Origin of the sequence: Paraburkholderia sp. LEh10, from assembly GCF_017814945.1 — a bacterium.
Classification (GTDB): domain Bacteria; phylum Pseudomonadota; class Gammaproteobacteria; order Burkholderiales; family Burkholderiaceae; genus Paraburkholderia.
In genome coordinates this window covers 13,308-36,734 of the sequence record NZ_JAGIPX010000041.1, presented here as the reverse complement: position 1 = coordinate 36,734, position 23,427 = coordinate 13,308, and the positions used below count along the sequence as shown (strand labels likewise).

23 protein-coding genes are annotated in these 23,427 nt (G+C 64.7%); 16 read left to right on the top strand and 7 right to left on the bottom strand.

The genetic code is table 11. The features are described 5' to 3' along the window. Positions 1 to 4 precede the first annotated feature (4 nt). From J8I87_RS28525 to J8I87_RS28500, 6 genes are read right to left on the bottom strand one after another with little or no spacing between them, the layout of a single operon-like run. Positions 5 to 808 (bottom strand): crotonase/enoyl-CoA hydratase family protein, encoded by an 804-nt coding sequence (locus J8I87_RS28525; RefSeq protein WP_209935455.1) that lies wholly within the window; start codon positions 806 to 808, stop codon positions 5 to 7. Between the two features lie 20 nt (positions 809 to 828). Further along, positions 829 to 1,842 (bottom strand): PDR/VanB family oxidoreductase, encoded by a 1,014-nt coding sequence (locus J8I87_RS28520; protein ID WP_245254221.1) that lies wholly within the window; start codon positions 1,840 to 1,842, stop codon positions 829 to 831. 6 nt (positions 1,843 to 1,848) lie between these two features. Continuing rightward, positions 1,849 to 3,087: a Rieske 2Fe-2S domain-containing protein gene (locus J8I87_RS28515; RefSeq protein ID WP_209935454.1), complete on the bottom strand. Its 1,239-nt coding sequence runs from the start codon at positions 3,085 to 3,087 to the stop codon at positions 1,849 to 1,851. A 2-nt stretch (positions 3,088 to 3,089) separates the two neighbouring features. Further along, complete coding sequence (locus J8I87_RS28510; protein WP_209935453.1) at positions 3,090 to 4,094, bottom strand: amidohydrolase family protein; 1,005 nt, start codon at positions 4,092 to 4,094, stop codon at positions 3,090 to 3,092. A gap of 55 nt (positions 4,095 to 4,149) precedes the next feature. Next, positions 4,150 to 4,527, bottom strand: coding sequence for a RidA family protein (locus tag J8I87_RS28505; protein ID WP_209935452.1), 378 nt, complete (start codon positions 4,525 to 4,527; stop codon positions 4,150 to 4,152). A gap of 39 nt (positions 4,528 to 4,566) precedes the next feature. Then, on the bottom strand, positions 4,567 to 5,307 hold the full coding sequence (locus J8I87_RS28500; RefSeq protein ID WP_209935451.1) for a GntR family transcriptional regulator: 741 nt from the start codon (positions 5,305 to 5,307) through the stop codon (positions 4,567 to 4,569). 309 nt (positions 5,308 to 5,616) lie between these two features. Between J8I87_RS28500 and J8I87_RS28495 the strand changes: the two genes are divergently transcribed. The 12 genes from J8I87_RS28495 to J8I87_RS28440 all read left to right on the top strand — a co-directional run bounded on the left by J8I87_RS28495 (position 5,617) and on the right by J8I87_RS28440 (position 17,365). Next, positions 5,617 to 7,764 (top strand): acetate--CoA ligase family protein, encoded by a 2,148-nt coding sequence (locus J8I87_RS28495; protein ID WP_209935449.1) that lies wholly within the window; start codon positions 5,617 to 5,619, stop codon positions 7,762 to 7,764. Positions 7,765 to 7,783: 19 nt separating this feature from the next. Further along, the gene (locus tag J8I87_RS28490) at positions 7,784 to 8,965 is read left to right on the top strand and encodes an acyl-CoA dehydrogenase family protein (RefSeq protein WP_209935448.1); all 1,182 of its coding nucleotides are present in this window, start codon (positions 7,784 to 7,786) and stop codon (positions 8,963 to 8,965) included. Positions 8,966 to 8,983: 18 nt separating this feature from the next. After that, on the top strand, positions 8,984 to 10,129 hold the full coding sequence (locus J8I87_RS28485; protein ID WP_209935447.1) for an acyl-CoA dehydrogenase family protein: 1,146 nt from the start codon (positions 8,984 to 8,986) through the stop codon (positions 10,127 to 10,129). Then, positions 10,126 to 11,289 carry a thiolase domain-containing protein gene (locus tag J8I87_RS28480; RefSeq protein ID WP_209935446.1) on the top strand — a complete coding sequence of 388 codons (1,164 nt, stop codon included), beginning with the start codon at positions 10,126 to 10,128 and terminating at the stop codon, positions 11,287 to 11,289. Before J8I87_RS28485 ends, J8I87_RS28480 begins: the two co-directional genes overlap by 4 nt. Before the next feature lie 2 nt (positions 11,290 to 11,291). Further along, positions 11,292 to 11,741, top strand: coding sequence for a Zn-ribbon domain-containing OB-fold protein (locus J8I87_RS28475; RefSeq protein ID WP_245254220.1), 450 nt, complete (start codon positions 11,292 to 11,294; stop codon positions 11,739 to 11,741). 10 nt (positions 11,742 to 11,751) lie between these two features. Further along, a complete protein-coding gene (locus J8I87_RS28470) occupies positions 11,752 to 12,981 on the top strand; it encodes a CaiB/BaiF CoA transferase family protein (RefSeq protein ID WP_209935445.1) in 1,230 nt (409 codons plus the stop codon). 46 nt (positions 12,982 to 13,027) lie between these two features. Further along, positions 13,028 to 14,026, top strand: a complete 999-nt coding sequence (locus tag J8I87_RS28465; RefSeq protein WP_209935443.1) for a protocatechuate 3,4-dioxygenase — start codon at positions 13,028 to 13,030, stop codon at positions 14,024 to 14,026. A gap of 31 nt (positions 14,027 to 14,057) precedes the next feature. Further along, a complete protein-coding gene (locus tag J8I87_RS28460; RefSeq protein WP_209935442.1) occupies positions 14,058 to 14,711 on the top strand; it encodes an RraA family protein in 654 nt (217 codons plus the stop codon). A gap of 33 nt (positions 14,712 to 14,744) precedes the next feature. Further along, on the top strand, positions 14,745 to 15,413 hold the full coding sequence (locus J8I87_RS28455; RefSeq protein WP_209935441.1) for an RraA family protein: 669 nt from the start codon (positions 14,745 to 14,747) through the stop codon (positions 15,411 to 15,413). Beyond that, the gene (locus J8I87_RS28450) at positions 15,410 to 16,072 is read left to right on the top strand and encodes a 4-carboxy-4-hydroxy-2-oxoadipate aldolase/oxaloacetate decarboxylase (RefSeq protein ID WP_209935440.1); all 663 of its coding nucleotides are present in this window, start codon (positions 15,410 to 15,412) and stop codon (positions 16,070 to 16,072) included. The genes J8I87_RS28455 and J8I87_RS28450 overlap by 4 nt, the downstream gene beginning before the upstream one ends. A gap of 7 nt (positions 16,073 to 16,079) precedes the next feature. Beyond that, positions 16,080 to 16,865 carry an enoyl-CoA hydratase/isomerase family protein gene (locus J8I87_RS28445; RefSeq protein ID WP_209935439.1) on the top strand — a complete coding sequence of 262 codons (786 nt, stop codon included), beginning with the start codon at positions 16,080 to 16,082 and terminating at the stop codon, positions 16,863 to 16,865. 80 nt (positions 16,866 to 16,945) lie between these two features. Beyond that, positions 16,946 to 17,365: a PaaI family thioesterase gene (locus J8I87_RS28440; protein WP_209935437.1), complete on the top strand. Its 420-nt coding sequence runs from the start codon at positions 16,946 to 16,948 to the stop codon at positions 17,363 to 17,365. 458 nt (positions 17,366 to 17,823) lie between these two features. Here J8I87_RS28440 and J8I87_RS28435 read toward each other — a convergent pair whose 3' ends face one another. Further along, positions 17,824 to 18,645: a DNA-binding transcriptional regulator gene (locus J8I87_RS28435; protein WP_209935436.1), complete on the bottom strand. Its 822-nt coding sequence runs from the start codon at positions 18,643 to 18,645 to the stop codon at positions 17,824 to 17,826. Positions 18,646 to 18,785: 140 nt separating this feature from the next. Here J8I87_RS28435 and J8I87_RS28430 point away from each other — a divergent pair, with 140 nt between their 5' ends. The 4 genes from J8I87_RS28430 to J8I87_RS28415 are packed head-to-tail and all read left to right on the top strand — an operon-like array spanning position 18,786 to position 23,419. Next, complete coding sequence (locus J8I87_RS28430; RefSeq protein ID WP_209935435.1) at positions 18,786 to 20,651, top strand: bifunctional 3-(3-hydroxy-phenyl)propionate/3-hydroxycinnamic acid hydroxylase; 1,866 nt, start codon at positions 18,786 to 18,788, stop codon at positions 20,649 to 20,651. A gap of 1 nt (position 20,652) precedes the next feature. Continuing rightward, positions 20,653 to 21,618, top strand: coding sequence for a 3-carboxyethylcatechol 2,3-dioxygenase (locus tag J8I87_RS28425; RefSeq protein WP_209935434.1), 966 nt, complete (start codon positions 20,653 to 20,655; stop codon positions 21,616 to 21,618). Positions 21,619 to 21,633: 15 nt separating this feature from the next. Further along, positions 21,634 to 22,422, top strand: a complete 789-nt coding sequence (gene mhpD / locus J8I87_RS28420) for a 2-keto-4-pentenoate hydratase (protein WP_209935433.1) — start codon at positions 21,634 to 21,636, stop codon at positions 22,420 to 22,422. 22 nt (positions 22,423 to 22,444) lie between these two features. After that, positions 22,445 to 23,419 carry an acetaldehyde dehydrogenase (acetylating) gene (locus tag J8I87_RS28415; RefSeq protein ID WP_209935432.1) on the top strand — a complete coding sequence of 325 codons (975 nt, stop codon included), beginning with the start codon at positions 22,445 to 22,447 and terminating at the stop codon, positions 23,417 to 23,419. Positions 23,420 to 23,427: the final 8 nt, after the last annotated feature.

Sequence of the window (23,427 nt, the reverse complement as noted above, 5' to 3'; positions counted from 1 at the left end):
CCCCTCATGCTGTGGTCTTGTGCAAATCGGGCCGCTCGAGCGGCTTCGCCTTGCCGTCGACGAATTCCTGCAAGCGCTTCGCCGTCTCCGCCGAGCGCGCCATGTTCGAGCTCATGTATTCGAGGAAGAGTCCGTCCTCGTGCGACAGATCGTTCACGCGCGGCAGCAGGTTTGTGATGCGCCAGTTGGTGTCGGGCGCGTTCTGCGCGATCTTCGCGGCAAGCTCCTTCGCTTTGGAGAGCGCTCTGCCAGCAGGCGTCAGATACGTGATGACGTGCTCGCGCAAGCCTTCTTCGGCGGAAAGCAGGCGGCCTGTGAGCATCAGGTCCGCCATGAGGCTATAGCCGATTACGCGCTGGATGCGCACCGTGCCGCCGCCACCCACGAAGATGCCGCGCTGACCCTCGGGCAGACCGAAGAACGTCGTGTCGTCGCCCACGCGCACGTGCGCGGCCGTGGCCAGTTCGAGGCCGCCGCCAACGACTGCGCCGTGCAACGCGGCGACGAACGGAATCGGCCCGCGCGCGATGATATCGAACACTTCGTGCCACGAATGGCGGCGGCGCTTGCGCGGCGGCGCGCTCTGACCGGTGGCGCGCGCGAGCGCCTCGCGCAGGTCGAGGCCCGCGCTGAAGTTGCCGCCGTGCCCGAACAGCACGCCGACGTCGGCCTCTTCGCCGGCGCGCTGGACGGCTTCGCGCAGTTGCGCGATCACGTCTTCGTTGATGGCGTTGCGCTTGTCAGGGCGGTTCAGGCCGATCAGCGCGACCGGGCCATCGAGTTCGTATGTAACCAGGGTTTCGCTCATTCTGAATTCCGTTGAGGGTGTTAGAGGTCGAGCACGAGGCGGCCGCTCGTGCAGCGCGAGACGCAGACCTGCATGACTTTGCCGCTCGCCTTGTCGGCGTCGGACAGATACGAATCGCGGTGCTCGATGTCGCCGCTGCATACGCGTGTCGAGCACAGGCCGCAGTAGCCGGCGCGGCAGTCGTACATGACATCGGCGCCGTTTTCGATGAGGGTGTCGAGCAGCGACCTGTCGGCGGGCACGGTGAGCCGCTGGCCCGACGAGCGCAATTCGACTTCGAAGGCGGTGTCGCCTTCCTGCGGCGCAGCTTCGCTGAACAGCTCGTAGTGGAGATCGCATTCGTGCCAGCCGCGCTTGCGTGCAGCGGCGAGCACCGCGTCGATCATGCCCGCCGGGCCGCACACATAGATCGGCTGGTTCAGTTGTGCGCCTTCCAGCAGGGCATCGACCGATAGACGCGTGGCGGGATCGTCGTCGGCGTGCAGCACGAGCCGTTTGCCCGCGAGCGCGCGCAGTTCGTCGACGAACGGCAGCGCGTCGCGCGTGCGTCCGCTGAAATGCAGTTCGTACTCGCGATGCTGCGCGGCGAGCGCCGTCGCCATCGAGACGATCGGCGTGATGCCGATGCCGCCCGCGATCAGCAGCACGCGCGGCGGCGCGGCGAGCGGGAAGTGATTGACGGGCGTGCGCACGTTGAGCATCGCGCCCACTTCGAGCGCGTGCATGTGGCGCGAGCCGCCGCGTCCTTCGTCTTCGCGCCGCACGGCGAGCCGGTACGCGCGCACGCCGTCGCGCGGATCGGCGCTCACGTCCAGGTGGATCAGCGAGTACGAACGCCACTGCGGCGCGCCACCCGTCGCCGACGACGGGATTTCCACCTGCAGGTGCGCGCCCGGCTCGAAGCCTGGCAGCAGCGCGCCGTCCGCGGCCTCCAGCGTGAACGTCTTGATTTGCGAAGTCGGCGCGTCGATCGCGGCGATGCGCAGCGTGAGCAGCGAAGGGGCAAGCAACGAAGGGGCAAGCATCGAAGTCATTTCCGGTTACTCGGTTTCGGTCAGCGCGCGCCAGTTCGCACCCTGCGGCAGCACGCCGCCGATCGAGATTGCGCGCGAATAGTCGAGTTCAGGGTTGTCGGCGAGCGTCGGCGTCTTGCCGGCCATGAACTCGCGCGCCGACTTGAGCAGCAGCGCGCGCACGCGCAGCACGGCGCCGTCGGCGGAACAGAGCTGCTCCGTCGTGCGGTCGGCAATCGGCCCTTGGCCGAGGAACATCGCGAAGTCTTCGGTGCCGAGGTGCTGGTGGAAGCCTGTCGCGTGACCGCGCTTCATCAGGTCGCGGTTCTGGCCGAAGCCGTTCTCGCGCGTGCCGGGTGGCAGCGGCGGAAAATTCCACACGTCGGGCGTCGCCGACATCACCGTCATGCCAAGCTTGCGCGACGGGTTGAAATGCACGAACCACGCGCGATGCGTGACGTCGTCGACGGGTGTCGAGAAGAACACCGTGCTCGGGCCGTTCGCATCCGGCGCGCAGATGATGCCGTACCACGGCATCACGAAGTTGTTCACGCGTGCATAGATCTTGTCGCCGGGCAGGTCGCGCAGCGCGGCATAGCGATAGCCATACGGCCTGTCTTCGAACTCGAGACGCGGCGCGAGCGCCTTCGTCATGTGCATGCGCTCGTTGCCGCCGCCCGCCGTGATCTGCGTAGTCGATTCGTGCAGCACGCCCACGTGCGACGAATCCATCGACGCCTCCACGCCCTGCACCCAGTTGGTCGGCACTTCGACGCTTGTGACCGAGCGCTGGTCGTCGGGCAGGTTCGTGAACGGCAAGTCGGGGAAGCGCGGCGGCGCGTCACCCTTGCCGAGCCATACCCAGACGATGCCGCCGCGTTCCTCGACGCCATACTCGCTCGTCTTCACGCGCTTGCAGAACTGCGCCTGGTCGCCTACCTGGTTCGGCGCCTCGACGACCTTACCTTCGGCATCCACCTTCCAGCCGTGGAAGATGCAGCGCAGGCCATTGTGCTCGTTGCGCGCCATCATCATTGAGGTCTTGCGATGCGGGCAACGCTCGTCGATCAGTCCGGCGCGGCCGTCCGTCGTGCGAAACGCCACGTAGTTCGAGCCGAACAGGCGCACGAACACGGGTGCGCCATCGGCTTCGAGCTTAGCCGACGGCACGGCGGGAATCCAGTAATGCTGGCGGATCATCTCGCCCATCGGCGCGCCGTTTTCGACGCGCGTGAGCAGTTCGTTTTCTTCGACCGTCATGGCCATGCTCAGGCCTCCTGGTAATGGCGGAATGCGCGTGGATAGACGCGCGCGCAGTTGCACTCGAACACGTTCCTGCGCTGCTCGTCGGTGAGCCACTCGATGCTGTCGATCACCGGCTTCATGTCGTCGTAGTCGCGCCCCGAGATCGGATCGCGCGCGCTGCCCGTGCCCGGCTTTTCGGTGCCGAACAGCACGTTGTCGGTGCCCGCGACCTTGAGCAGCAGTTCGATCGATTCCTTCGAGTAGTTGCAGGTATCGAAGTAGAGCTTGCGCAACTGTTCGTCGAAGCTCTGCGGATGGTTGCGGCGCACCGCCCACGAGCGGAAGCGCCCCATCTGGTACGGAATCGCGCCCCCGCCATGACCGACGACGATCTTCAGGTTTGGATACTTCTGAAATACGTCCGATTCGAGCAGCGAAATGACGGCGATGTTTTCCTCGTTGATGAACTTCAGCGTGTACGACTCGCGCGGGCTGCAACTGCCCGCCGAGTGAATCAGCGCGGGGACGTCGAGCGCGGTCATCGCGTCATAGAGCGGATACCAGAACGGATCGCCGAGCCCCGGCGGCGTCGGGCCTTCGGATTCCGTAGGGTCCGGATTCAGCAGGCAGCCGACGAAGCCCAGTTCGTTCACGCAGCGCTTCAGTTCTGCCACGGCGCGCACGGCCGGCGATTCGTTCATGAACTGCGGCAGGCCCGCAACGCCGCGAAAGCGGTCCGGGAACATCTCGACGAAGCGCGCGACCAGGTCATTGCAGTGGCGCGACCAGAGCTCGGTGACGCGTGCTGGCTTGACCGAATGCATCTGCAAATACGGGCGCGGCGAGATGAACTGCACATCGGTGCCGACGGCGTCCATGCCGCGCACGAGTTCTTCGGCCACCTTGCGTACCGAGGCGTCCGGCACCTTGGGGTTCGTCGACGGATTGGCGCGTCCGCCGATCAGCTCCGCCATATAGCGGAAGCTCTCGGGCGGCATGACGACGTGGGCGTGGGAATCGATGATCACGTTGGGACCTTTTTCAATGAAGGAATGCGTTGCGTTGAAGGAATGAGCCGAGCGTTCAGGACGTCACGGCGAGGGTTTCGAGTTGCAGCGCCATGCCGTGCTGCAGGTCGTGCACGACGATGTGGCGCGCGGGCCGCTGCGCCGGGTCGGGCCAGAGCGCGAGCCAGTGCTCGTTGATGTGCTCGCGCACCGCGTCGTCTTTCACGTAGACCGTGAGCTTCACTACGTCCGCGAGCGTCGCGCCGCCCGCATCGAGAAAGCGCCTGAGGTTGTCGAACGCGAGCCGCGCCTGACCGGCCGGATCAGGGGCAAGCTGGCCCGTCAAGGGGTCCTTGCCGGCGATCGCCGACGAGCACAGCACGTTGGCCACGCGCGCGCCGACGGGAATGGGGGCGTTGTGCGTGAGACCGGGAACGTCAATGGAGCGGGGCATGTTTCCTCCATAAGGGCGGGTTGCGGACAGCGCGGATGCTCAGTCCGCGCCGAAATCGAAAAAGTGGCGCGGCACCGCCGCGAGGAATTCGGAGAAGCCGGTCGTGCCGGCGGGCACATGGCGCCGCATCGCGTCGGCGGCTTTCGCTTCGTCGCCGGACTGGATCGCGCGGGCGATCTCGAAGTGCTCCTGCAGCGAACGGCTGATCTGGCTGCGGTTGCGCAGGTCGGCCACGCGATAGCGCGCGGACTGGCGGCGCGCCGCGCGGATCTGCTCGGCAAGGCACTCGTTGCGGCTGCCTTCGTAGATCGTGTCGTGGAACACCACGTTGGCGCGCGCGTACTCGCTCGTATCGCCTTCGACCGCGGCCTGCTGGCAGGCCATCAGCGCGCGGTCGAGCGCTTCGCGCAGCGTGTCGCTGGCGCGCCGCGCGCAGAAGCGCGCGCACAGCGCTTCCAGTTCGCCGATGTACTCGAGCATCGAGCGGACCTTGGCAATCGACAGCCGCGCCACCGTCATGCCCTGGCGCGGCGAGATCACGATCAGATCGCGTGCGGCGAGGTGTTGAAGCGCCTCTCGCACCGGCGTGCGCGACACGTTGAAGCGCGCCGCGAGTGCGCGCTCGTCGATCGGCACGCCCGGCGCGAGCTCGCCCGTCTCGATTTCGGCCTGGAGCGCCGCGCGAATGTCGTTCGCGAGACTGGGCCGCATGCGCGGCGCGGCTGCGGGCTGGCCGGACGCTGCGCTTTCACGCTCGACGGACACGTCTACAGATTTCATGGCGGCGACGAAGGGTGTTTAGACGGCTTGAAATATACCAATGTGGCTTTGTGGTATTCAACATGGTATTTGCCTTATGCCTGTGTGCTCCTGGCGTGATGCGGACTCGCGAATCTGAGAAGTCTTTCGAAATCAATCAGATAACTGGCGCGCGAAGGCGTGTTCACGCGTGACTAGGGGAAAACGCCAGGCTAATAAAAGTGTCTCTGGTGTATTGAGATGGTGCTTCTGGTATGCCAGAATGATTCACATCCGACCCGATCCCGGTCGTGAAGTCCGGGCTCTCAATCAAGAAAGAGGCATGACCTGATGAGTAAGTCACTCCCCGATGCGGCTGGCGTATTGCCCGTCGAACGCGTGCTCAAGCCGCGTTCGATTGCGATCGTCGGCGCTTCCGCCGACCCCCGCGCGTTCGGCAATTTCGTGCTGCAAAACCTGGAGCGCTTCGGCTATGCGGGCGAGATCCATCTCGTGTCACGCAGCAGCCGGGAAATCAACGGTCGCCCGTGCGTGGAAAGCGTCGATGCGCTGCCCGAAGGCGTCGATCTCGCGGTACTCGCGATTCCCGAAGCGGGCGTACTCGACGCCGTGCGCACGCTGGGCGCGCGGCGCACCGGCGCGGCGGTGATCTTCGCGTCGGGCTATGCGGAAGCGGGCGAGGCGGGCCGCGCGAAGCAGCAAGTGCTGACGGAAGCCGCGAACACCTCGGGCATGGCGCTCATCGGCCCGAACTGCATGGGATTCACGAACTTCGAGGCCGGCGTGCCCGTCACCTTCGAGGCGCTCGCGCCGTATCCGTGCGCGGGACGCAAGGGCGTCGGCGTGGTCGCGCAAAGCGGCGCGATGGCCGCGAATCTGCGCGACGCTTTCATGGGCCGCGGACAGCCAATCACGTCCGCCGTTTCGACCGGCAACGAAGCCGTCCTCGGCATCGAGGACTATCTGGCGTGGTTCATCGCCGACCCGCAGACGAGCGCAATCGCCGTCTACGCCGAACAGGTGCGCCGTCCCCAGACTTTCCTTGCGCTGGCGCGCGAAGCCCGCGCGGCCGGCAAGCCGATCGTGATGCTGATGCCGGGCAAGAGTGCGCGGGCTCGCGAAGCGGCGCAGTCGCATACGGGCGCGCTGGCGGGCGACCACGCGACCGCGAGCGTGCTGCTCGCACGCGAAGGCGTGGTAGTGGTCGACTCGCTCGACGAGCTGTTCGACACCACGACGATCCTCGCGCGCTTCCCGGTGCCGCCCGCAGCGGGCACGGCGGTGATGACGGCATCGGGCGCGGTGAAGAACATTACGCTCGACTTCGCCGACGACATCGGCCTGAACCTGCCGCCGCTGACGGCGCCGACGCTCCAGAAGCTGACCGGCCTGCTGCCCGACTTCGCGGTCGCCGACAATCCGCTCGACTACACGACGATCGGCGTGCGCAATCCGGGCCTGATCGGCGAGCTGATCGACACCGTGCTTGCGGACCCGAACATCGGCAGTCTCGTGCTCTCGATCATGGGCGGCCCGCCGATCGCGCAGCGCGACAAGGCCGACCATCTCGTGCCTGCGCTCGCCCGCGCGACCAAACCTGCCGTGCTCGCGGTGATGGGCGACGACAACCCGCTCGAACCATTCTTCGTCGAAGCGATTGCCGCGAGCGGTGTGCCGTTCTTCCGCTCACCGGATCGCGCGCTGCGTGCCTGTGCGCGTGTTGCCGCCTATGGTGAATCGTTGCAGCGCGCCGCGCGTGCATCGACCGTGCAGCCAGAGGCGATTGCATTGCCCAGCCCGGTTCCGGCCAATGGCATCTTCGCCGAGTATCAGGGCAAGCAGTGGCTCGCCGCGGCGGGCCTGCCGGTCCCGCCGGGGCGTCTTGCCAGAACGCTCGACGAAGCGCTCAGGATCGCTGATGAAATCGGCTACCCGATCGTGCTCAAGGCGCAGGCGAGCGAGTTGCCGCACAAGAGCGACGTGGGCGGCGTGGTGGTCGGACTCGCAGACGCGAACGCGCTGCGTAACGGATGGGCCACGCTGCATGCGAACGTGGTGCTGCATCGCCCAGAGCTGCAGCTCGACGGCACGCTCGTGGAGGCGATGGGACCGCGCGGCCTCGAACTCGTGGTCGGCGCGAAGCGCGACGCGGAGTGGGGCCCTGTGGTACTGGTCGGTCTCGGCGGCATCTGGATCGAGGCGCTGAAGGATGTGCGACTGATTCCCGCCGACATGGCCGAAGCTGACATCGTGACCGAGCTGCGCCGTCTGAAGGCTGCGGCGCTGCTCGACGGCGTGCGCGGCGCGGCGGGCGTCGACGTGGCCGCTATCGCGAAGGCCGTCGCAGCGATCGGCGCGCAAATGCGCGCGAATCCGCAGATCACCGAAATCGACGTGAACCCGCTCGTGGCCTACCCCGATCGCGTGCTCGCGCTCGATGCACTCGTCGTGTGCGGCGCACGCGATGGCGCCCACTGATAACAGGGATAAGAAATCAATGAGACTGGAATTCTCCGCAGAAGACGAGGCGTTTCGCGCCGAGGTGCGCCAGTTCGTCAAGCAGAACCTGTCACCGAAACTCAAGCGCAAAGCCGAACTCGGCCTGCGACTCGAACGGGCCGACTATGTCGAGTGGTACACGCGGCTCTACGAGCGCGGCTGGATCACGCCGTCCTGGCCGAAAGAGGCGGGCGGCCCGGGCTGGACGCCGCTGCAGCGCTACATCTTCGATGAAGAAACGCTGGTCGGTGGCGCGCCGCGCATCATCGCGAGCGGCATCAACATGCTCGGTCCCGTGCTCCACGCGTTCGGCACGCCCGAACAGAAGGAGCGCTACCTGCCCGCGATCCGTCGCAGCGAAACCTGGTGGGCACAGGGCTTCTCGGAGCCAGGCGCGGGTTCGGACCTCGCCAGCGTGCGGACCACCGCCGTTCGCGACGGCGACCATTTCGTCGTGAACGGTCACAAGGTGTGGACGTCATACGCGCACTGGTGCGAGATGATGTTCGCGCTCGTGCGCACCGATCCGAACGCGAAGCCGCAGGAAAGCATCTCGTTCCTGCTCATCGACATGAAGTCGCCGGGCGTCGAGCTGCGTCCGATCCGCATGCTCGAAGGCGGCACCGATCTCAACGAGGTCTATCTCGACAACGTGCGCGTGCCTGTCGAGAACCTCGTCGGCGAAATGAACAAGGGCTGGTCGTACGGCAAGTATCTGCTCGGCCACGAGCGCACCGGCATTGCTGGAATCGGCTCGTGCAAGCAGCAGCTTGCGCGCGTCAAGGCGCTCGGCAAGCAGCAGGGACTTACGGGCGATCCACTTTTCGAAGCGCGCGTGAGTCGCTTCGACGTCGAGCTGATGGCGCTCGAATTCACCGGCTTGCGCATGCTGAGCGCGAACCAGCAGAGCCGCGTGCCCGCCGTCGAGGCTTCGATGCTGAAGGTGCGCGGCACGGAACTGCGTCAGGCGATCTACGCACTGCTCGCGGAAGTCGCCGGCCCAGACGGCATTCCTTTCGACGAAGCCGCGCTGCTCGACCAGGCGGGCCACGAACCGCCGAGCCCCGAGGAGCTTGTCGCCGTCGCGGCCAATTACTTCGACGCACGCAAGCTGTCGATCTACGGCGGCACCAACGAAGTGCAACGCAACCTGATCAGCCGCGCGTTCTTCAACGCGTGAAGCGGGGACACGACAAACATGGACTTTTCTCTCACTGAAGATCACGTCGCGCTGCAGGACGCGGTGCGCCGCTTCTGCGACGGCGAATATCCCGCGCATCAGCGCGGCAATGCGGAAGACGCCGCGCTCGCCGCGCGCCGCCGCCAGGGGCTCGCCCAGCTCGGCGTGACGGGCCTCGCTATTGATCCCGAGCAGGGCGGCAGCGGTTACGGCGCGGTCGAGACGATGCTCGTCGCGCAACAACTGGGCCGCGCGCTCGGCGGCGCGGGATGGCTTGCGAGTGGCCTGCCGGCGGCCGCGTTGATCGGCGCCGCGGGCAGTGCGCAACAGCAGGCGCAATGGCTCGAAGCGGCCGCAGCGGGCGAGAAGGTGCTCGCGTTCGCCGTCGGTGAAGCCAATGCACGCTATGACATCACGCGACTGGCGGTGCTCGCGAAAGAAACGGGCGACGGCTGGCGCATCGACGGCACCAAGACGCTCGTGTTCGATGGCGCAATTGCGGATGCGTTCGTAGTCGCGGCGCGCACGTCGGGCGAGCGCGGCGACGCGCATGGCCTGTCGCTCTTCGTCGTCGATGCGAAAGCGCAAGGCATCGCGTTGCGAAGCTTCGCGACGATCGACGCGCGTGAAGCCGCGCACGTGACCTTTAGCAATGTAGCCGTGAGCAAGGCGGATCTGATCGGGGAAGCGGGCGCGGCGCACGCGCTCATCGAAGCGGCGCTCGACCGAGCGAACGCCGCGTTGTGCGCGGAATCGGTCGGCGCGCTGGAGGCGCTGCTCGAACTGACAGCCGAGCATCTGAAGACACGCACACAATTCGGCGCGCCGCTCGCGAAGTTTCAGGCGTTGCAGCACCGCGTCGCCGACATGCTGATCGCGCTCGAACAGGGCAGGTCGATGGCGTGCGCAGCGGCAATGGCGGTCGACGAAAACGACGCGGCGCGCCGCAGCCGCTTCGTTTCGGCCGCGAAGGCCTTGATCGGCGATGCGTGCAAGAGTGCTGGGGAATGGGCCATTCAACTGCACGGGGCGATGGGCATGACGGAAGAATGTCGCGCGGGCCATTACGCCAAGCGCATGTTCGCGATCAACATAACGTATGGAGACGCGAACTGGCATCTTAACCGCTTCACAGCGCAGCGTCTCGCGCGGGAGGTCGCATGAGCCTGAACGGACAAGCGTACATCGTCGGCGCCTACGAGCATCCGACGCGCAAGGCGGACGACCTGTCCGTGGCGCGCCTGCACGCCGATGTGGCAAAGGGCGCGCTCGAAGACGCGGGCCTCACGAAGGACGACATCGACGGTTATTTCTGCGCCGGCGATGCACCCGGTCTCGGCAACACGACGATTGCCGAATATCTCGGCCTGAAGCTGCGCCATGTCGATTCGACCGAGTGCGGCGGATCGGCGCCGATCCTTCACGTCGCGCACGCGGCCGAGGCGATCGCGGCGGGCCGCTGCAACGTCGCATTGATTACACTGGCGGGCCGTCCACGCGCCGCGGGCGCTGCGCTCGCGCTGAAGGCGCCCGATCCCGACGCGCCCGACGTGCAGTTCGAACTGCCATTCGGTCCGTCGACGCTGAACCTGTACGGCATGGTCGCGAAACGGCATATGCACGAATACGGCACGACGAGCGAACAGCTCGCGTGGATCAAGGTCGCGGCTTCGCATCACGCGCAGCACAATCCGAACGCGATGCTGCGCAACGTCGTGACCGTCGAGGACGTGGTGAATTCGCCGATGGTCGCCGATCCGCTGCATCGTCTCGATTGCTGCGTGATGAGCGACGGCGGCGGCGCGCTGATCGTCGCGCGTCCGGAGATTGCGAAGGCGCTCAGGCGGCCGCTCGTCAAGGTGCGCGGCAGCGGCGAAGCGCCGAAGCACGCTGCTGGCGGCAAGATCGATCTGACGTGGTCCGCGGCAAAGTGGTCGGGCGCGGCGGCGTTCGCCGAGGCAGGAGTCACGTCCGCCGATATCAAGTACGCGTCGCTCTATGACAGCTTCACGATCACCGTGCTGATGCAGTTGGAGGATCTCGGTTTCTGCAAAAAGGGCGAGGGTGGGCGCTTCGTGCAGGACGGCGGCCTGATTTCGGGCGTCGGCAAGCTGCCTTTCAACACCGACGGCGGCGGATTGTGCAACAACCATCCCGCCAATCGCGGCGGCGTGACGAAAGTCATCGAAGCCGTGCGCCAGTTGCGCGGCGAAGCGCATCCCGCCGTGCAGGTGCCGAACTGCGACCTTGCGCTTGCGAACGGCATCGGCGGCGCGCTGGCGTCGCGTCATACGGCCGCAACGCTCATTTTGGAACGGGTATGACGATGAGTACGACTAATCAGAAACCATCGATGGACAAGGCCGCAGACAAGGTCGCAAGCAAGCCCGCCGGTCCGCGCCGCATTCCCGCGCCGCGTGCGCTGCCCGAAGCACTGCCGTTCTGGGCAGCGGCAAACGAAGGGCGTCTGCTCGTGAAGCGCTGCGCGGACTGCGGCGAGACGCACTATTACCCTCGCGACATCTGCCCGCACTGCCTGAGCGCGAATACCGCATGGATCGAATCGGCGGGCAAGGGTGAAATTTACTCGTACAGCACAATGGGCAAGGACGACGCGCGTTACACGCTCGCCTACGTGACGCTCGACGAAGGCGTGACGATGCTGACCAATCTCGTCGATTGCGATCCGTCGATGCTTGCGATCGGCCATCGCGTGCAGGTCGTGTTCAAGCCGAGCGACGGCGGCTATCCCGTTCCCATGTTCACTCCGGCCTGAGGACGCGCTCATGAACGACGCATTCAGCGATACCCAAACCGCCGCCGCCGCGCGCAAAGGCGCACTGTCGCGCTTCACGATCATCGACGCTTCGCGCGTGCGCGCCGGTCCAACCGCAATGCGCCTTTTCGCCGACATGGGCGCGCGCGTGATCAAGCTTGAGATTCCGTCCGGCGCGCCAGGCGGCGACGACATGATCGGCGGGCGCGACCACAATCGCGCCGATTATGAAAACCTGCATCGCAACAAGGAAAGCCTCACGCTGAACATGAAGGACCCGGCGGGCCGCGAGATTCTGTTCGACCTGGTCCGGCGCGCCGACGTGTTCATCGAGAACTTCCGGCCCGATGTGAAGGACCGTCTCGGCATCAGTCCCGATGCGCTGCGCGAGATCAATCCGCGTCTCGTCTACGCGAGCATCTCGGGCTTCGGGCAGGACGGCCCCTATGCGAAGTGGCCCGGCTTCGACTCGATCGCGCAAGGCATGGGCGGCCTCATGAGCGTGACGGGCAAGCCGGGCGAAGGCCCGATGCGCGTCGGCATTCCGATCGCGGACCTGTGCGCGGGGCACTTCTGCGCAATGGCGATCCTGACGGCGCTGCTCGAACGCGAAGCATCGGGCGAAGGACAGTGGGTGCAGACGTCGCTGCTCGAAGCGCAGATCGCGATGCTCGACTTTCAGGCCGCGCAATGGCTGGTGGACAGGAAGGTGCCGCAGCAGGTCGGCAACGAGCATCCGCTGACAGTGCCGACGGGCGTATTCGCAACCCGCGACGGCTATCTCAACCTCGCTGCCATCGGCCAGACGATGTGGACGCGCCTGTGCGAGGCGCTCGGTCTCGACCATCTTGCTCGCGCGCCGGGTTTCGATTCCGATCCCGCCCGCGTGGAGAACCGCGACGCGGTGAATCGCGCGGTCGGCGAAGTCTTCAAGACCCGCACGACGCAGGAATGGACAGCCGTCCTGCTCAAGGCGGGCGTGCCTTGCGGACCGATCCACCGCATCGATGAAGTGTTCGACGACCCGCAGGTCAAGCATCTCGGCATGGCCTGGCCCGTCGACTTGCCGGAACGCGGACAGGTTGCGTTCGTCGGTCAGCCGTTCCGGTTGTCGCGCTATCCGCGCGAGGCATCGCCACGACTTGCGCCTGAGCAGGGCGAGCACACGCAGGCCATTCTGCGTGAGCTGGGCTACGCGGATGAACAGATCGAACAATGGCGCGCGGCGTTCGTCGTCTGAACGTGACGCAAGAGAACGCTCAAAACACTCAACGAAAGGAGGCCAAATGGCACGCCTCGTAGCCGCATTCGGCTCGTCGCACAGCATCATGCTGGTGTCGCAACGCGAAGACTGGCAGCACGGTTTCCGTGCGGTGGACCCGAAGAACCCACATTACTTCGACAAGGCGGGCAATCATGTCACGTACGGCGATCTGCTGGAACGCGCGCCCGCCGACGCCGAAGCGATGGTCACGCCCGAGCGCATGGGCGAGCGCTTCGATCAGGCCGAGACGGCAATGGACGAACTGCGCGAGCGCATTCGAGCCGCAAAGCTCGACGTGCTGATCGTCGTCGGCGACGATCAGACCGAGTTGTTCCGCACGACGAATAATCCGGCCTTCGCGATCTATTACGGCGAGACGATCCGCAACGCAAAGCGCGAGACGAGCCCGAACGATAGCTGGTACGCGCGCGCCCGCACGATGCGCCAGGAGCCCGATGCTGACGTGAACTATCCCGTCAGGTCGACGATGGCGCGCTGGATGATCCGCGAACTCTGCGAGCGCGACTTCGATATCGCGGCAATGGATGGCCTGGAACGCGGACAGTATGAAGGCCATGCATTCTCGTTCATTCATCGGCGCTATCTGCAAGGGCTCGATTTGCCCGTCATCCCCGTAATCGTGAATACGTTCGACCCACCTAATCAACCCACGCCGCGCCGTTGTATCCAGCTTGGGGCCGCGTTGCGCGAGCTGATCGACGCGTACCCCGAAGACCTGCGCGTGGGCGTGCTTGCATCAGGCGGGCTCTCGCACTTCGTCGTGGACGAGGAACTCGACAGCGGCATCATCGATGCAATCCGCCGCAAGGACAGCACATGGCTCGCCGCGCTCGATCCGAAGCAGTTGCAGGCGGGCAGCTCGGAAATCCGCAACTGGATCATTGCGGTGGAAGCGGTGAAGTCCCTCGATCTCGAATGGGTCTCTTATACGCCGGGCTACCGCAGCCCCGCGCTGACGGGCACGGGTCTCTGCTTCGCCGCGTGGCGCACGCTGGCCTGATCCTGCATTGACATCTACGGAAGAAAACAACATGGCTGACCAAAACGTACAGCGCCTTCGCAGGCTCGATTGCTGCGCCGTCTCGGACGCGCTCGACAAACTGAAACTGACGGGCGTCGTGAGCGGACTGCCGCAACGCTCGGGCACGGGCCGCGTCGCGGGCCGCGCGATCACCGTCAAGCTCGGCACGGGCGAAGCGCCGCCCGGACCGCCCGTGCATCTCGGCTGCACCGCGATCGAACAGGCCGATGGCGACAACGTGATCGTCGTCGAGCAGCGCAGCGGTGTGGAAGCCGGTTGCTGGGGCGGCCTGCTCTCGCTTGCCGCGAAAGTGCGCGAAGTCGCGGGCGTGGTGGCCGATGGTCCCGTGCGCGATATCGACGAAGCGATCGGCTATGAACTGCCCGTATTCAGCCGCGCGACGACTGCACGCACGGCGCGCGGGCGCGTCGTCGAGCAGGGCACCAACGTAGCGGTGCAGATCGGCGACGTGAAGGTGGAAGCGGGCGACTACGTCGTGGCCGACAACAGTGCCGTGATCTTCGTTCGCGCCAGCGACATCGAACGCGTGCTCGAAGCCGCCGAGACGATCGTCGCCAGGGAAGCCGCGATGGCAAAGGCCATTCTTTCGGGCACGCCTGTCGGCAAGGTGATGGGTGGCAATTACGAACACATGCTCACCTGAACGCATTCTCAATCCACGGATACAACTGACACCATGACGACGAACGACAAGCGCAACGTCGAGCGCGCCAGCAAGCTCGACACGGCCACGCTCTCCGATGCACTCGACAAGCTTGGCATCAACGGCCAGTGCTACAAAATCAAGGCGCGCAGCACCGACTTCCGGCTCGCGGGCCGCGCCTGGACGCTCAAATACGGTCCGGCTGCGAATCCGCCCGGCACGGTGGGCGACTATATCGACGACGTGCCGCCCGGCGCCGTCGTCGTGCTTGACAACGGCGGGCGCGAGGACGCGACCGTCTGGGGCGACATCCTGACCGAGATCGCGCATCGACGCGGCCTTGCCGGCACGGTGATCAACGGGATCTGCCGCGATGTGTCGATGTGCCTGAAGCTCGGCTATCCCGTCTTCAGCCGCGATCACTGGATGCGCACCGGCAAGGACCGCGTGCAGGTCGAAGCGACCAACATTCCCGTCAACATCGGCGACGCGCGCGTGCAGCCCGGCGACATCCTGCGCGGCGACGCGGACGGCGTGGTCGTGATTCCGCGGGATTACGAAGACGCCGTGCTCGACGCAGCGCAAGCCATTCACCGCGCGGAAGAAGCAATACGCGCAGCTTGCCGCGACGGCTCGCGACTGGATGAGGCGCGCAAACAGTTCAAGTACCACCAGTTGCAGACGCGGGAGAAACAGGCATGAAAGAACACGATTCGAAGACGACGATCCGCACCAAGATAGAACGCGTCGAGGCAAGACTGGTCGAGAGGGCGCGCGAGCTGGCCGCGGCGACGCTGCACGAAGCGGGCGGCAAGATCGGCGCGCTGCCTGCGGCGATCAAGCCGGTCGCGCCGGACTTCAGGATCTGCGGCACGGCGCTGACCGTGCACTCGCCTGGCGGCGACAACCTCTGGCTGCATCGCGCGCTCGATCTCGCACAGCCTGGCGACGTGCTGGTGGTCTACACGAGCGGCGTCTACGAACACGGGTACTGGGGCGAAGTCATGACGACGGCCGCGAAGGTGCGCGGGCTCGCGGGCCTTGTGATCGACGGCTTTGTGCGCGATGCGGATTTGCTCGAAGCGATCGGCTTCCCGGTGTTCTCGCGCGGGCTCTCGATTCGCGGCACGGGCAAGGATTACGGCGCAATCGGCTGGATCAACGAGCCGGTGATGATCGGCAACGTGACGGTGCATGCCGGCGATCTGGTCGTCGGCGACCGTGATGGCGTCGTCGTCGTTCCGCGCGCGCGTGCGGCTGACGTCATCGATAAGGCAGCGATGCGCGAGGCCGACGAAGCGGCGATCTGCAAGCGCATCGAGGCTGGCGAGACCACAATGCAGATCTATCACTTCCGCTGAGCCGACGATGACTGCGAAATCCGACCAATCCTTTCGTTCGCCTGGACTCGCGCCTGAACTTCTTGTCGCCGGTCCGATCGCGACGATCACGCTGCACCGTCCTGAGATGGCGAACCGGCTCGAACCCGAAGACCTCGCTACGTTGCGCGGCTTCATTCGTGATGTGAATGCGCAGCGCGATGTGCTCGTGTTGCGGCTATGCGCCGAAGGTCCGCAGTTCTGCGCGGGCTTCAACATCGGCAGACTCGCGGACGGCAATGCGGGGGCAAGCTTCGAAGCGCTCGCGAACGAACTGGAGCAAGCGCGTCCGGTGACGATCGCCGCGATCAACGGCGGCGTGTACGGCGGCGCGACCGATCTCGCGCTTGCGTGTGATTTTCGCATCGGCGTCGAAACGAGTCAGATGTTCGTGCCTGCCGCCCGTCTTGGGCTGCTGTTCTATCGCGGCGGCTTGCAGCGCTATGTTTCCCGGCTCGGATTGAACATGGCGAAAAAACTGCTGCTCACGGCCGCGACGCTCGATGCCGCGCAGATGCAGGCATGCGGCTTTCTCGATACCGTCGTTGCGCCCGACGCGTTGCGCGACGAAGTGGAGCGGCTGAGCGGCGAGCTGGCCTGCATGGCGCCGCTTGCGCTTCTCGGCATGAAGAAGCATCTGAACCGGATTGCGCACGGGACTTTCGACGAAGACGAGTTCGCGCGCGACGTAGCACAGGCGGACGCCTCGCACGATCTGCGCGAAGCCGTGCTCGCCAGGAAAGAAAACCGCAAACCGGTATTTCGAGGCGAATAGGCGCATAGGCGGACAAGCAGGTTGAGATACAACGGTCGTGCCGGCTTCGTCGCGACCTTTACAAGCAGATCCGGAGACTCATGAAAATCGACGATGACGCGATCCGCTCGCGACTTTACGGCACCAACTCAGGAGCGCCGCCGATTACGACGACGCTGGGCGGTGAATATGTGTCGCTGGAAGATAGCGCGCTTGAAATCGCTTACGTTGGCGCGCCGGCGTTTCTGAACCCGGCGGGACATGTGCAGGGCGGCATGCTGGCCGCGATGCTCGACGACGTCACGGCTACGCTCGTCACCTCGACGCTGGCGAATGGCGAGCACTGCGCCACGCTCAGCCTGAACACCACGTTCCTTCGGCCCGCAAAGGCAGGCCGGCTGCTTGGGCGCGCGGAACTGGTGCGCCGCGGGCGCGGCGTGTGCAACGTCAATGGCGAACTGTGGCAAACCGACAAGCTCGTGGCGACGGCCTCGGCGGTCTGCATGATCGTCGCCCGGTGACGACTCGTTCATCGCTTTCATCGATGGAGGTAGCATTGGATCGCGCAAATCAGATACGGCAAGTCGCGGCGAACGCGGCCAATGCCGAGGATGCGGATATCTGGCGATGGTTTGCTGAGCTGGTGCAGGAACGTCGAATTCGTTGGTGCTTTGCTGACGGTAGCTGGCTAGTGAGCGTTGACCATCGTCATGTTGCTACAGACGGCAACTTTGATCACGCAATTCGATCTGCCAAAGAGCGTGTAGCTCGCAACCTGGACACAGGAAAGGGATGCGCCGGCCTTCTACCGCGAAGAGCCTGAACTCGTCTACCGCCAGCGTGTTGGCGAACAGTCTTTGAGGCGCTGATAATCATATAGTCGTATATGGCTTCCGCCTATGAGCAAGATCGGTGGAGCGCAAAATGTCGGCGGCTGCGCATCTGACGGCGATGTGAGGTCGTGTAGGGGGCTTCGTGGTCACGAAGACGAAGCGTCCCCGGACCTGGCTTTTGACTCGATGGCATCGAGTGCCTCCGCCATTTCCTCTGCTGCCTTCTGCAACTCGGGCACATAACGCCGCGTCGCATCCGCGAGGCTCACCGCGCGCGACAGAAAAACGACATTCAGGCTCGCCAGCACTCGCTCGTGCGAGACGATCGCCACTGCGACTGCGCCGATCTTCGCTTGCGCGGCCCAATCTCCCTGATTCGAACCGAAGCCATCGTCGCGCACGCGTTTGACCAGACGCCGCACGAGTGCATCGTTGCTCGCGAGCGCCTGCTGTTCCTCGCCGCCCGCGCCCGAACGTAGCAATTCGAGGATGTCCTCGCGTTCTTCGTCGGGGCACATCGCGAAGTACGCGCGTCCCGCCGCCGTCAGCAGAATCGGCAGACGGCGTCCCACCATCGCGCGGTGAAACGACAACTGACTGAAGCGATGCGTGGTCTCGCGGATGATCATCGCGTCGCCATCGGGCGTCGTGAGGTCCGATGGCCAAGCGACGCGTTGCAGCAGTTGACCCATGATCGGCGGCGCGACAGTTGCGATTCGTTCAGTATCCGTAAAACCTTCGCTCAACGTACGCACGGCGAGCGTCAGCCGGAAGCTATCGTCGGAATTGCTTCGACGCACGAAGCCTTCTTCCATCAACGTCTCCAGCAAACGTCGCACCGTCGTGCGATGCAGGCCCGTGATATCCGCGATCTGCTGGCTCGTCGCGCGGCCGTTTTCCATCGCGTTCAGCGCCTTCAGAACCTGCAGGCCGCGCGCCAATCCTCGTACGTTCGTGTACGTCGTCACGTCGAAAATCTCGTTTTAATTCAACTAAGTGCATTCTATGCACATTTTCGAGATTTTGTTGAGTGCGTGTCGGGCGGCCCATAGACTGCCATCAAAAGCTGAACGGACAACGCGGCCCAGATGCCGACACAGGAGACAGCATGAGTCCCGCCTTCGACACGGCGGCCGGTAACGGCCGCGCTCATCTCAACACGGATACCGACACGATTTGCGCCGATGTCGCGATCATTGGCGCTGGTCCCGTCGGCCTGATGATCGGCAACATTCTCGGCTTGCAGGGCGTGCGTGTCGTGATCGTCGAAAAGCTCGACCAGATCATCGATTATCCGCGCGCAATCGGCCTCGACGACGAAGCGCTGCGCGTGTTCCAGTCGGTCGGTCTCGTCGACGAGTTGCTGCCGCATACGACGCCGAATCACTGGATGCGCTTCACGCTGAAGGGCAAATGCTTCGCGTCGATCGAGCCGCGCACCGACGAATTCGGCTGGCCGCGCCGCAATGCGTTCATTCAGCCGCTCGCGGATCAGATCCTGTACGGCGGACTCAAGCGCTTCGATCATGTGCAAGCGCTGCTGGGCCATACGGTCGCGAGCTTCACTCAAGACAGCGAAGGCGTGACGATCGAAGTTGCCGATTCGACAGACAACAAAAAGACAATCCGTGCGGCCTGGATAGTCGGCGCGGACGGCGGCAACAGCTTCGTGCGCCGCACGCTCGACGTGCCGTTCGAAGGTCGCACGAAGCCGAATCAATGGATCGTGATCGACGTGCGCAATGACCCGATCGGCTCGCCGCACATCTACCTCCATTGCGACGCGAAGCGGCCTTATGTGTCGGCGGCGTTGCCGCATGGCATCCGTCGTTTCGAGTTCATGGTGATGCCGGGTGAAACGGAAGAAGAACTGTCGAAGCCCGAGAACATGGCGGCGCTGATGCGCAACGTCGTCGCCGAGCCGGACAAGGTCGATTACATTCGAAAGCGCGTGTACACGCACAACGCGCGTCTGGCGAGCACGTTCCGCATGAACCGTGTTTTGCTGGCAGGCGACGCTGCACACATCATGCCCGTGTGGCAAGGGCAGGGCTACAACAGCGGCATCCGCGATGCGAGCAATCTCGGCTGGAAGCTCGCGATGGTCGTTAAAGGTCAGGCCCGGGATGCGCTTCTCGATACGTACACGATGGAGCGCCGCGCACATGCGCGCTCGATGATCCATCTGTCCGAAGTGGCGGGCGATATCTTCGCGCCGACGAGCCGCTTCGGCATGAAAGTGCGCGACACGTTCGTGCGCACGTTCAACGTGCTGCCTTCCGTGAAGCGCTATTTCGTCGAGATGCGTTTCAAGCCGATGCCGCGCTATGAAGAAGGCGTCGTGTTGTCGGATGGGCGCGAACGTCGCGATGGTTTTCTCGCACGCGCGCTCGCAAAAGCAGGGCATTCTGCGCCTGGCCGTCTGCTAGGGTTGATGAGCGAAAAGCGCGAGTCGATCATCGGACGCGTCGTGCATGGCCGCGATCCATCCGCCGCGACGCCTGTTGGCCGCATGTTCATCCAGCCGCTCGTGCGTCTGGAAGACGGCAACATCGTTCGTTTCGACGATGCGATCGGTAATCGCTTTGCAATCGTCGGCTGGGGCGCTGACCCGACATTTGGACTTACGCCCGAAGCGCGCCATATCTGGACCACGCTCGGCGGCTGCTTCGTGATTGCAAAGCCCGATCCGCAACTGAAGTTTCGTGACGATGTGCCCGAAGGCGTGAACGCAGTCGGCGATATCGATGGACGCCTGAAGGACTGGTTTGCGCGTCTGCCGGAATCCGTCGTGCTGCTGCGGCCCGATCGTTTCGTCGCGGGGATGTGCTCGCCGCAGCGTGTTTCGGAACATGTGGTTCGGCTGGCCGGCAAGCTCTCGTTGGCGGGGATCGCTGCGAAGCGCGAAAGCGATGCTCGTGCGATTGCCGAAGACGCGCTGCCATCGCGCGAATCCGTCGTAGCGGGAGCGTGACATGTCGAAGATTCAACTCGAATGCATGTCGCACACGCCGCTGCACGGCTACTTCGATCCCACGCCGGCTGTCGTTGAAGAAGTGGAGCGCGTGCAGCGCGCGGCACGCGAACGGGTCGCAGCGTTCGATCCCGAACTCGTGATCGTGTTCGCGCCGGACCACTACAACGGCTTTTTCTACGACGTGATGCCGCAGTTCTGCATCGGCGTGAACGCGACGGCAATCGGCGATTTCAACAGCGCTGCGGGTGAGTTGCCCGTTGCGCAGAACGTGGCGCTTGCACTCGCCAACGCCGCGCTGCGAAGTGATATCGACGTCGCCGTGTCGTACCGGATGCAGGTCGATCACGGCTGCGCGCAGGCACTCGATATGTTGACGGGCGGCATCAACCGTTATCCCGTCGTGCCTGTTTTCATCAACTCGGTCGCGCCGCCGATGGCTTCGTGCCGCCGTGCGCGTCTCTTCGGCGATGCGCTTGGCCGCTTCGTCGCGCAGATGGATAAACGCGTGCTGCTGATCGGCTCGGGCGGCATTTCGCATGAGCCGCCTGTACCGGAAATCGAAGGTGCGGACGCTGTCGTCGCAGAGCGCTTGATCGCGGGGCGCAATCCGTCGCCGGAATCGCGCGAGGCGCGGCAGGCTCGCACGGTCGCTGCCGCCAAGGCCTTTGCTGCGGGCGATAGCCATCTGCATCCGCTCAATTCCGCGTGGGACCGCGCGTTTCTCGATCTGCTGGAAAGCGGCGACGTGAGCGCCGCGGACGGCCTCACCAACGATGCGATCACACGCGAAGGCGGCAAGTCCGCGCATGAGATCCGCACGTGGGTCGCCGCCTTCGGCGCGCTCGCGGCATGCGGGCCGTACGACGCATCGATCGATTACTACCGCGCGATTCCCGAGTGGATCGCGGGCTTCGGCGCGATGCACGCGCGCGCGCTCGAACGTCAACACGTGGCCATTGCGTAAAGAGGAATTCAGGATATGTCGAACCAGCAAACCATTCAGTCGATTGCCACGCGTCTGCGCGCAGCGGAAGCATCTCGCCAGCCGGTCGCGCCCGTACGCACCGAAATCGAAGCCGACGATGCAGCGCTCGCCTACGGAATTCAACAAGCCAACGTCGATCTGCGACGTAAGCAAGGAGAACGCATCGTCGGCAGAAAGATCGGGCTGACGTCGCTTGCCGTGCAAAAGCAGCTCGGCGTCGATCAGCCGGATTTCGGCACGCTGTTCGCGTCGATGGCCTACGGCGACAACCAGCCGATGCCGCTCTCGACGCTGATTCAGCCGAAAGTCGAAGCCGAAATCGCGCTCGTGCTCGAACGCGACCTGACGGCTGAGAAGCACACATTCGCGGACCTGATCGGCGCGACGGCCTATGCGCTCGCCGCAATCGAAGTGGTCGACAGCCGCGTGCAGAACTGGGACATCCGCTTCGTGGATACCGTCGCGGACAACGCATCGAGCGCGCTCTTCGTGCTCGGCAGCCGGCCTGTGCTGTTGCGCGACGTCGATCTGACGGCATGCGCGATGACCTTGTCGCAAGAAAACGAAGTGCTCTCGCGCGGCAACGGCTCGGCGTGCCTGGGCAATCCGCTCAATGCGGCCGCTTGGCTCGCAGACCGCATGGTGCAGCTCGGCACGCCGCTGCGCGCTGGCGACGTCGTGCTCACGGGCGCGCTCGGTTCGATGGTTGTGGTCAAAGCGCCCGGCACGTACACGGTACAGATCGAGGGACTCGGCAGTGTGCGCGCCGCGTTCAGCGCCTGATTCATCTATTACGGAGACACAGATGGCAATCGACAACTCATCGAGCCAAACAACAACGCCCAAACGCAAAGCCGCGATCATCGGCTCGGGCAACATCGGCACGGATCTGATGATCAAGATCATGCGCCACAGCCAACACCTGGAAATGGCTGCGATGGTCGGCATCGACCCCGCATCCGATGGCCTCGCGCGCGCCGCGCGGCTTGGCGTCGCGACCACGCATGAAGGCGTCGAAGGTTTGACGCGCCTGCCTGTATTCGACGAGATCGACTTCGTGTTCGACGCGACATCGGCGGGCGCGCATGTGAAGAATGATGTGTTCCTGCGCAAGCTGAAGCCCGGGATCCGCATGATCGATCTGACGCCCGCTGCGATCGGCCCGTATTGCGTGCCTGTCGTCAATCTCGATGCTTATCTGGATGCGCCGAACGTCAACATGGTCACGTGCGGCGGCCAGGCGACGATCCCGATGGTCGCCGCTGTGTCGGGCGTCGCAAAAGTGCATTACGCGGAGATCGTCGCGTCGATCAGCAGCAAGTCGGCGGGTCCGGGCACGCGCGCGAATATCGACGAGTTCACCGAGACCACATCGAAGGCGATCGAGGCCGTAGGCGGCGCGGCGAAAGGCAAGGCGATCATCGTGCTGAACCCCGCCGAGCCGCCGCTGATGATGCGCGACACCGTCTACGTGCTGTCGGAAGCGGCAGACCGCGCGCAGATCGAAGCATCCGTCGAACGGATGGCGGCTGACGTGAACGCGTATGTGCCCGGCTATCGCCTCAAGCAGAAAGTGCAGTTCGACGACATTCCCGCCGATGCGCCGCTCAACGTTCCTGGTCTTGGCCGTTTCAGCGGTCTGAAGACGTCGATCTTCATCGAAGTGGAAGGTGCCGCGCATTACCTCCCCGCCTATGCGGGCAATCTCGACATTATGACTTCCGCCGCGCTCGCGACGGCCGAGCGCATGGCCGCGACGCTCGCGAATGCAGAGGCGTAAGGAGTTAA

Coding starts and splice junctions, on each gene's coding strand:
- J8I87_RS28525 (WP_209935455.1), bottom strand. CDS start 808: ATGAGCGAAACCCTGGTTACATACGAACTCGATGGCCCGGTCGCGCTG.
- J8I87_RS28520 (WP_245254221.1), bottom strand. CDS start 1,842: ATGACTTCGATGCTTGCCCCTTCGTTGCTTGCCCCTTCGCTGCTCACG.
- J8I87_RS28515 (WP_209935454.1), bottom strand. CDS start 3,087: ATGGCCATGACGGTCGAAGAAAACGAACTGCTCACGCGCGTCGAAAAC.
- J8I87_RS28505 (WP_209935452.1), bottom strand. CDS start 4,527: ATGCCCCGCTCCATTGACGTTCCCGGTCTCACGCACAACGCCCCCATT.
- J8I87_RS28500 (WP_209935451.1), bottom strand. CDS start 5,307: ATGAAATCTGTAGACGTGTCCGTCGAGCGTGAAAGCGCAGCGTCCGGC.
- J8I87_RS28495 (WP_209935449.1), top strand. CDS start 5,617: ATGAGTAAGTCACTCCCCGATGCGGCTGGCGTATTGCCCGTCGAACGC.
- J8I87_RS28490 (WP_209935448.1), top strand. CDS start 7,784: ATGAGACTGGAATTCTCCGCAGAAGACGAGGCGTTTCGCGCCGAGGTG.
- J8I87_RS28485 (WP_209935447.1), top strand. CDS start 8,984: ATGGACTTTTCTCTCACTGAAGATCACGTCGCGCTGCAGGACGCGGTG.
- J8I87_RS28480 (WP_209935446.1), top strand. CDS start 10,126: ATGAGCCTGAACGGACAAGCGTACATCGTCGGCGCCTACGAGCATCCG.
- J8I87_RS28475 (WP_245254220.1), top strand. CDS start 11,292: ATGAGTACGACTAATCAGAAACCATCGATGGACAAGGCCGCAGACAAG.
- J8I87_RS28470 (WP_209935445.1), top strand. CDS start 11,752: ATGAACGACGCATTCAGCGATACCCAAACCGCCGCCGCCGCGCGCAAA.
- J8I87_RS28465 (WP_209935443.1), top strand. CDS start 13,028: ATGGCACGCCTCGTAGCCGCATTCGGCTCGTCGCACAGCATCATGCTG.
- J8I87_RS28460 (WP_209935442.1), top strand. CDS start 14,058: ATGGCTGACCAAAACGTACAGCGCCTTCGCAGGCTCGATTGCTGCGCC.
- J8I87_RS28455 (WP_209935441.1), top strand. CDS start 14,745: ATGACGACGAACGACAAGCGCAACGTCGAGCGCGCCAGCAAGCTCGAC.
- J8I87_RS28450 (WP_209935440.1), top strand. CDS start 15,410: ATGAAAGAACACGATTCGAAGACGACGATCCGCACCAAGATAGAACGC.
- J8I87_RS28445 (WP_209935439.1), top strand. CDS start 16,080: ATGACTGCGAAATCCGACCAATCCTTTCGTTCGCCTGGACTCGCGCCT.
- J8I87_RS28440 (WP_209935437.1), top strand. CDS start 16,946: ATGAAAATCGACGATGACGCGATCCGCTCGCGACTTTACGGCACCAAC.
- J8I87_RS28430 (WP_209935435.1), top strand. CDS start 18,786: ATGAGTCCCGCCTTCGACACGGCGGCCGGTAACGGCCGCGCTCATCTC.
- J8I87_RS28425 (WP_209935434.1), top strand. CDS start 20,653: ATGTCGAAGATTCAACTCGAATGCATGTCGCACACGCCGCTGCACGGC.
- mhpD (WP_209935433.1), top strand. CDS start 21,634: ATGTCGAACCAGCAAACCATTCAGTCGATTGCCACGCGTCTGCGCGCA.
- J8I87_RS28415 (WP_209935432.1), top strand. CDS start 22,445: ATGGCAATCGACAACTCATCGAGCCAAACAACAACGCCCAAACGCAAA.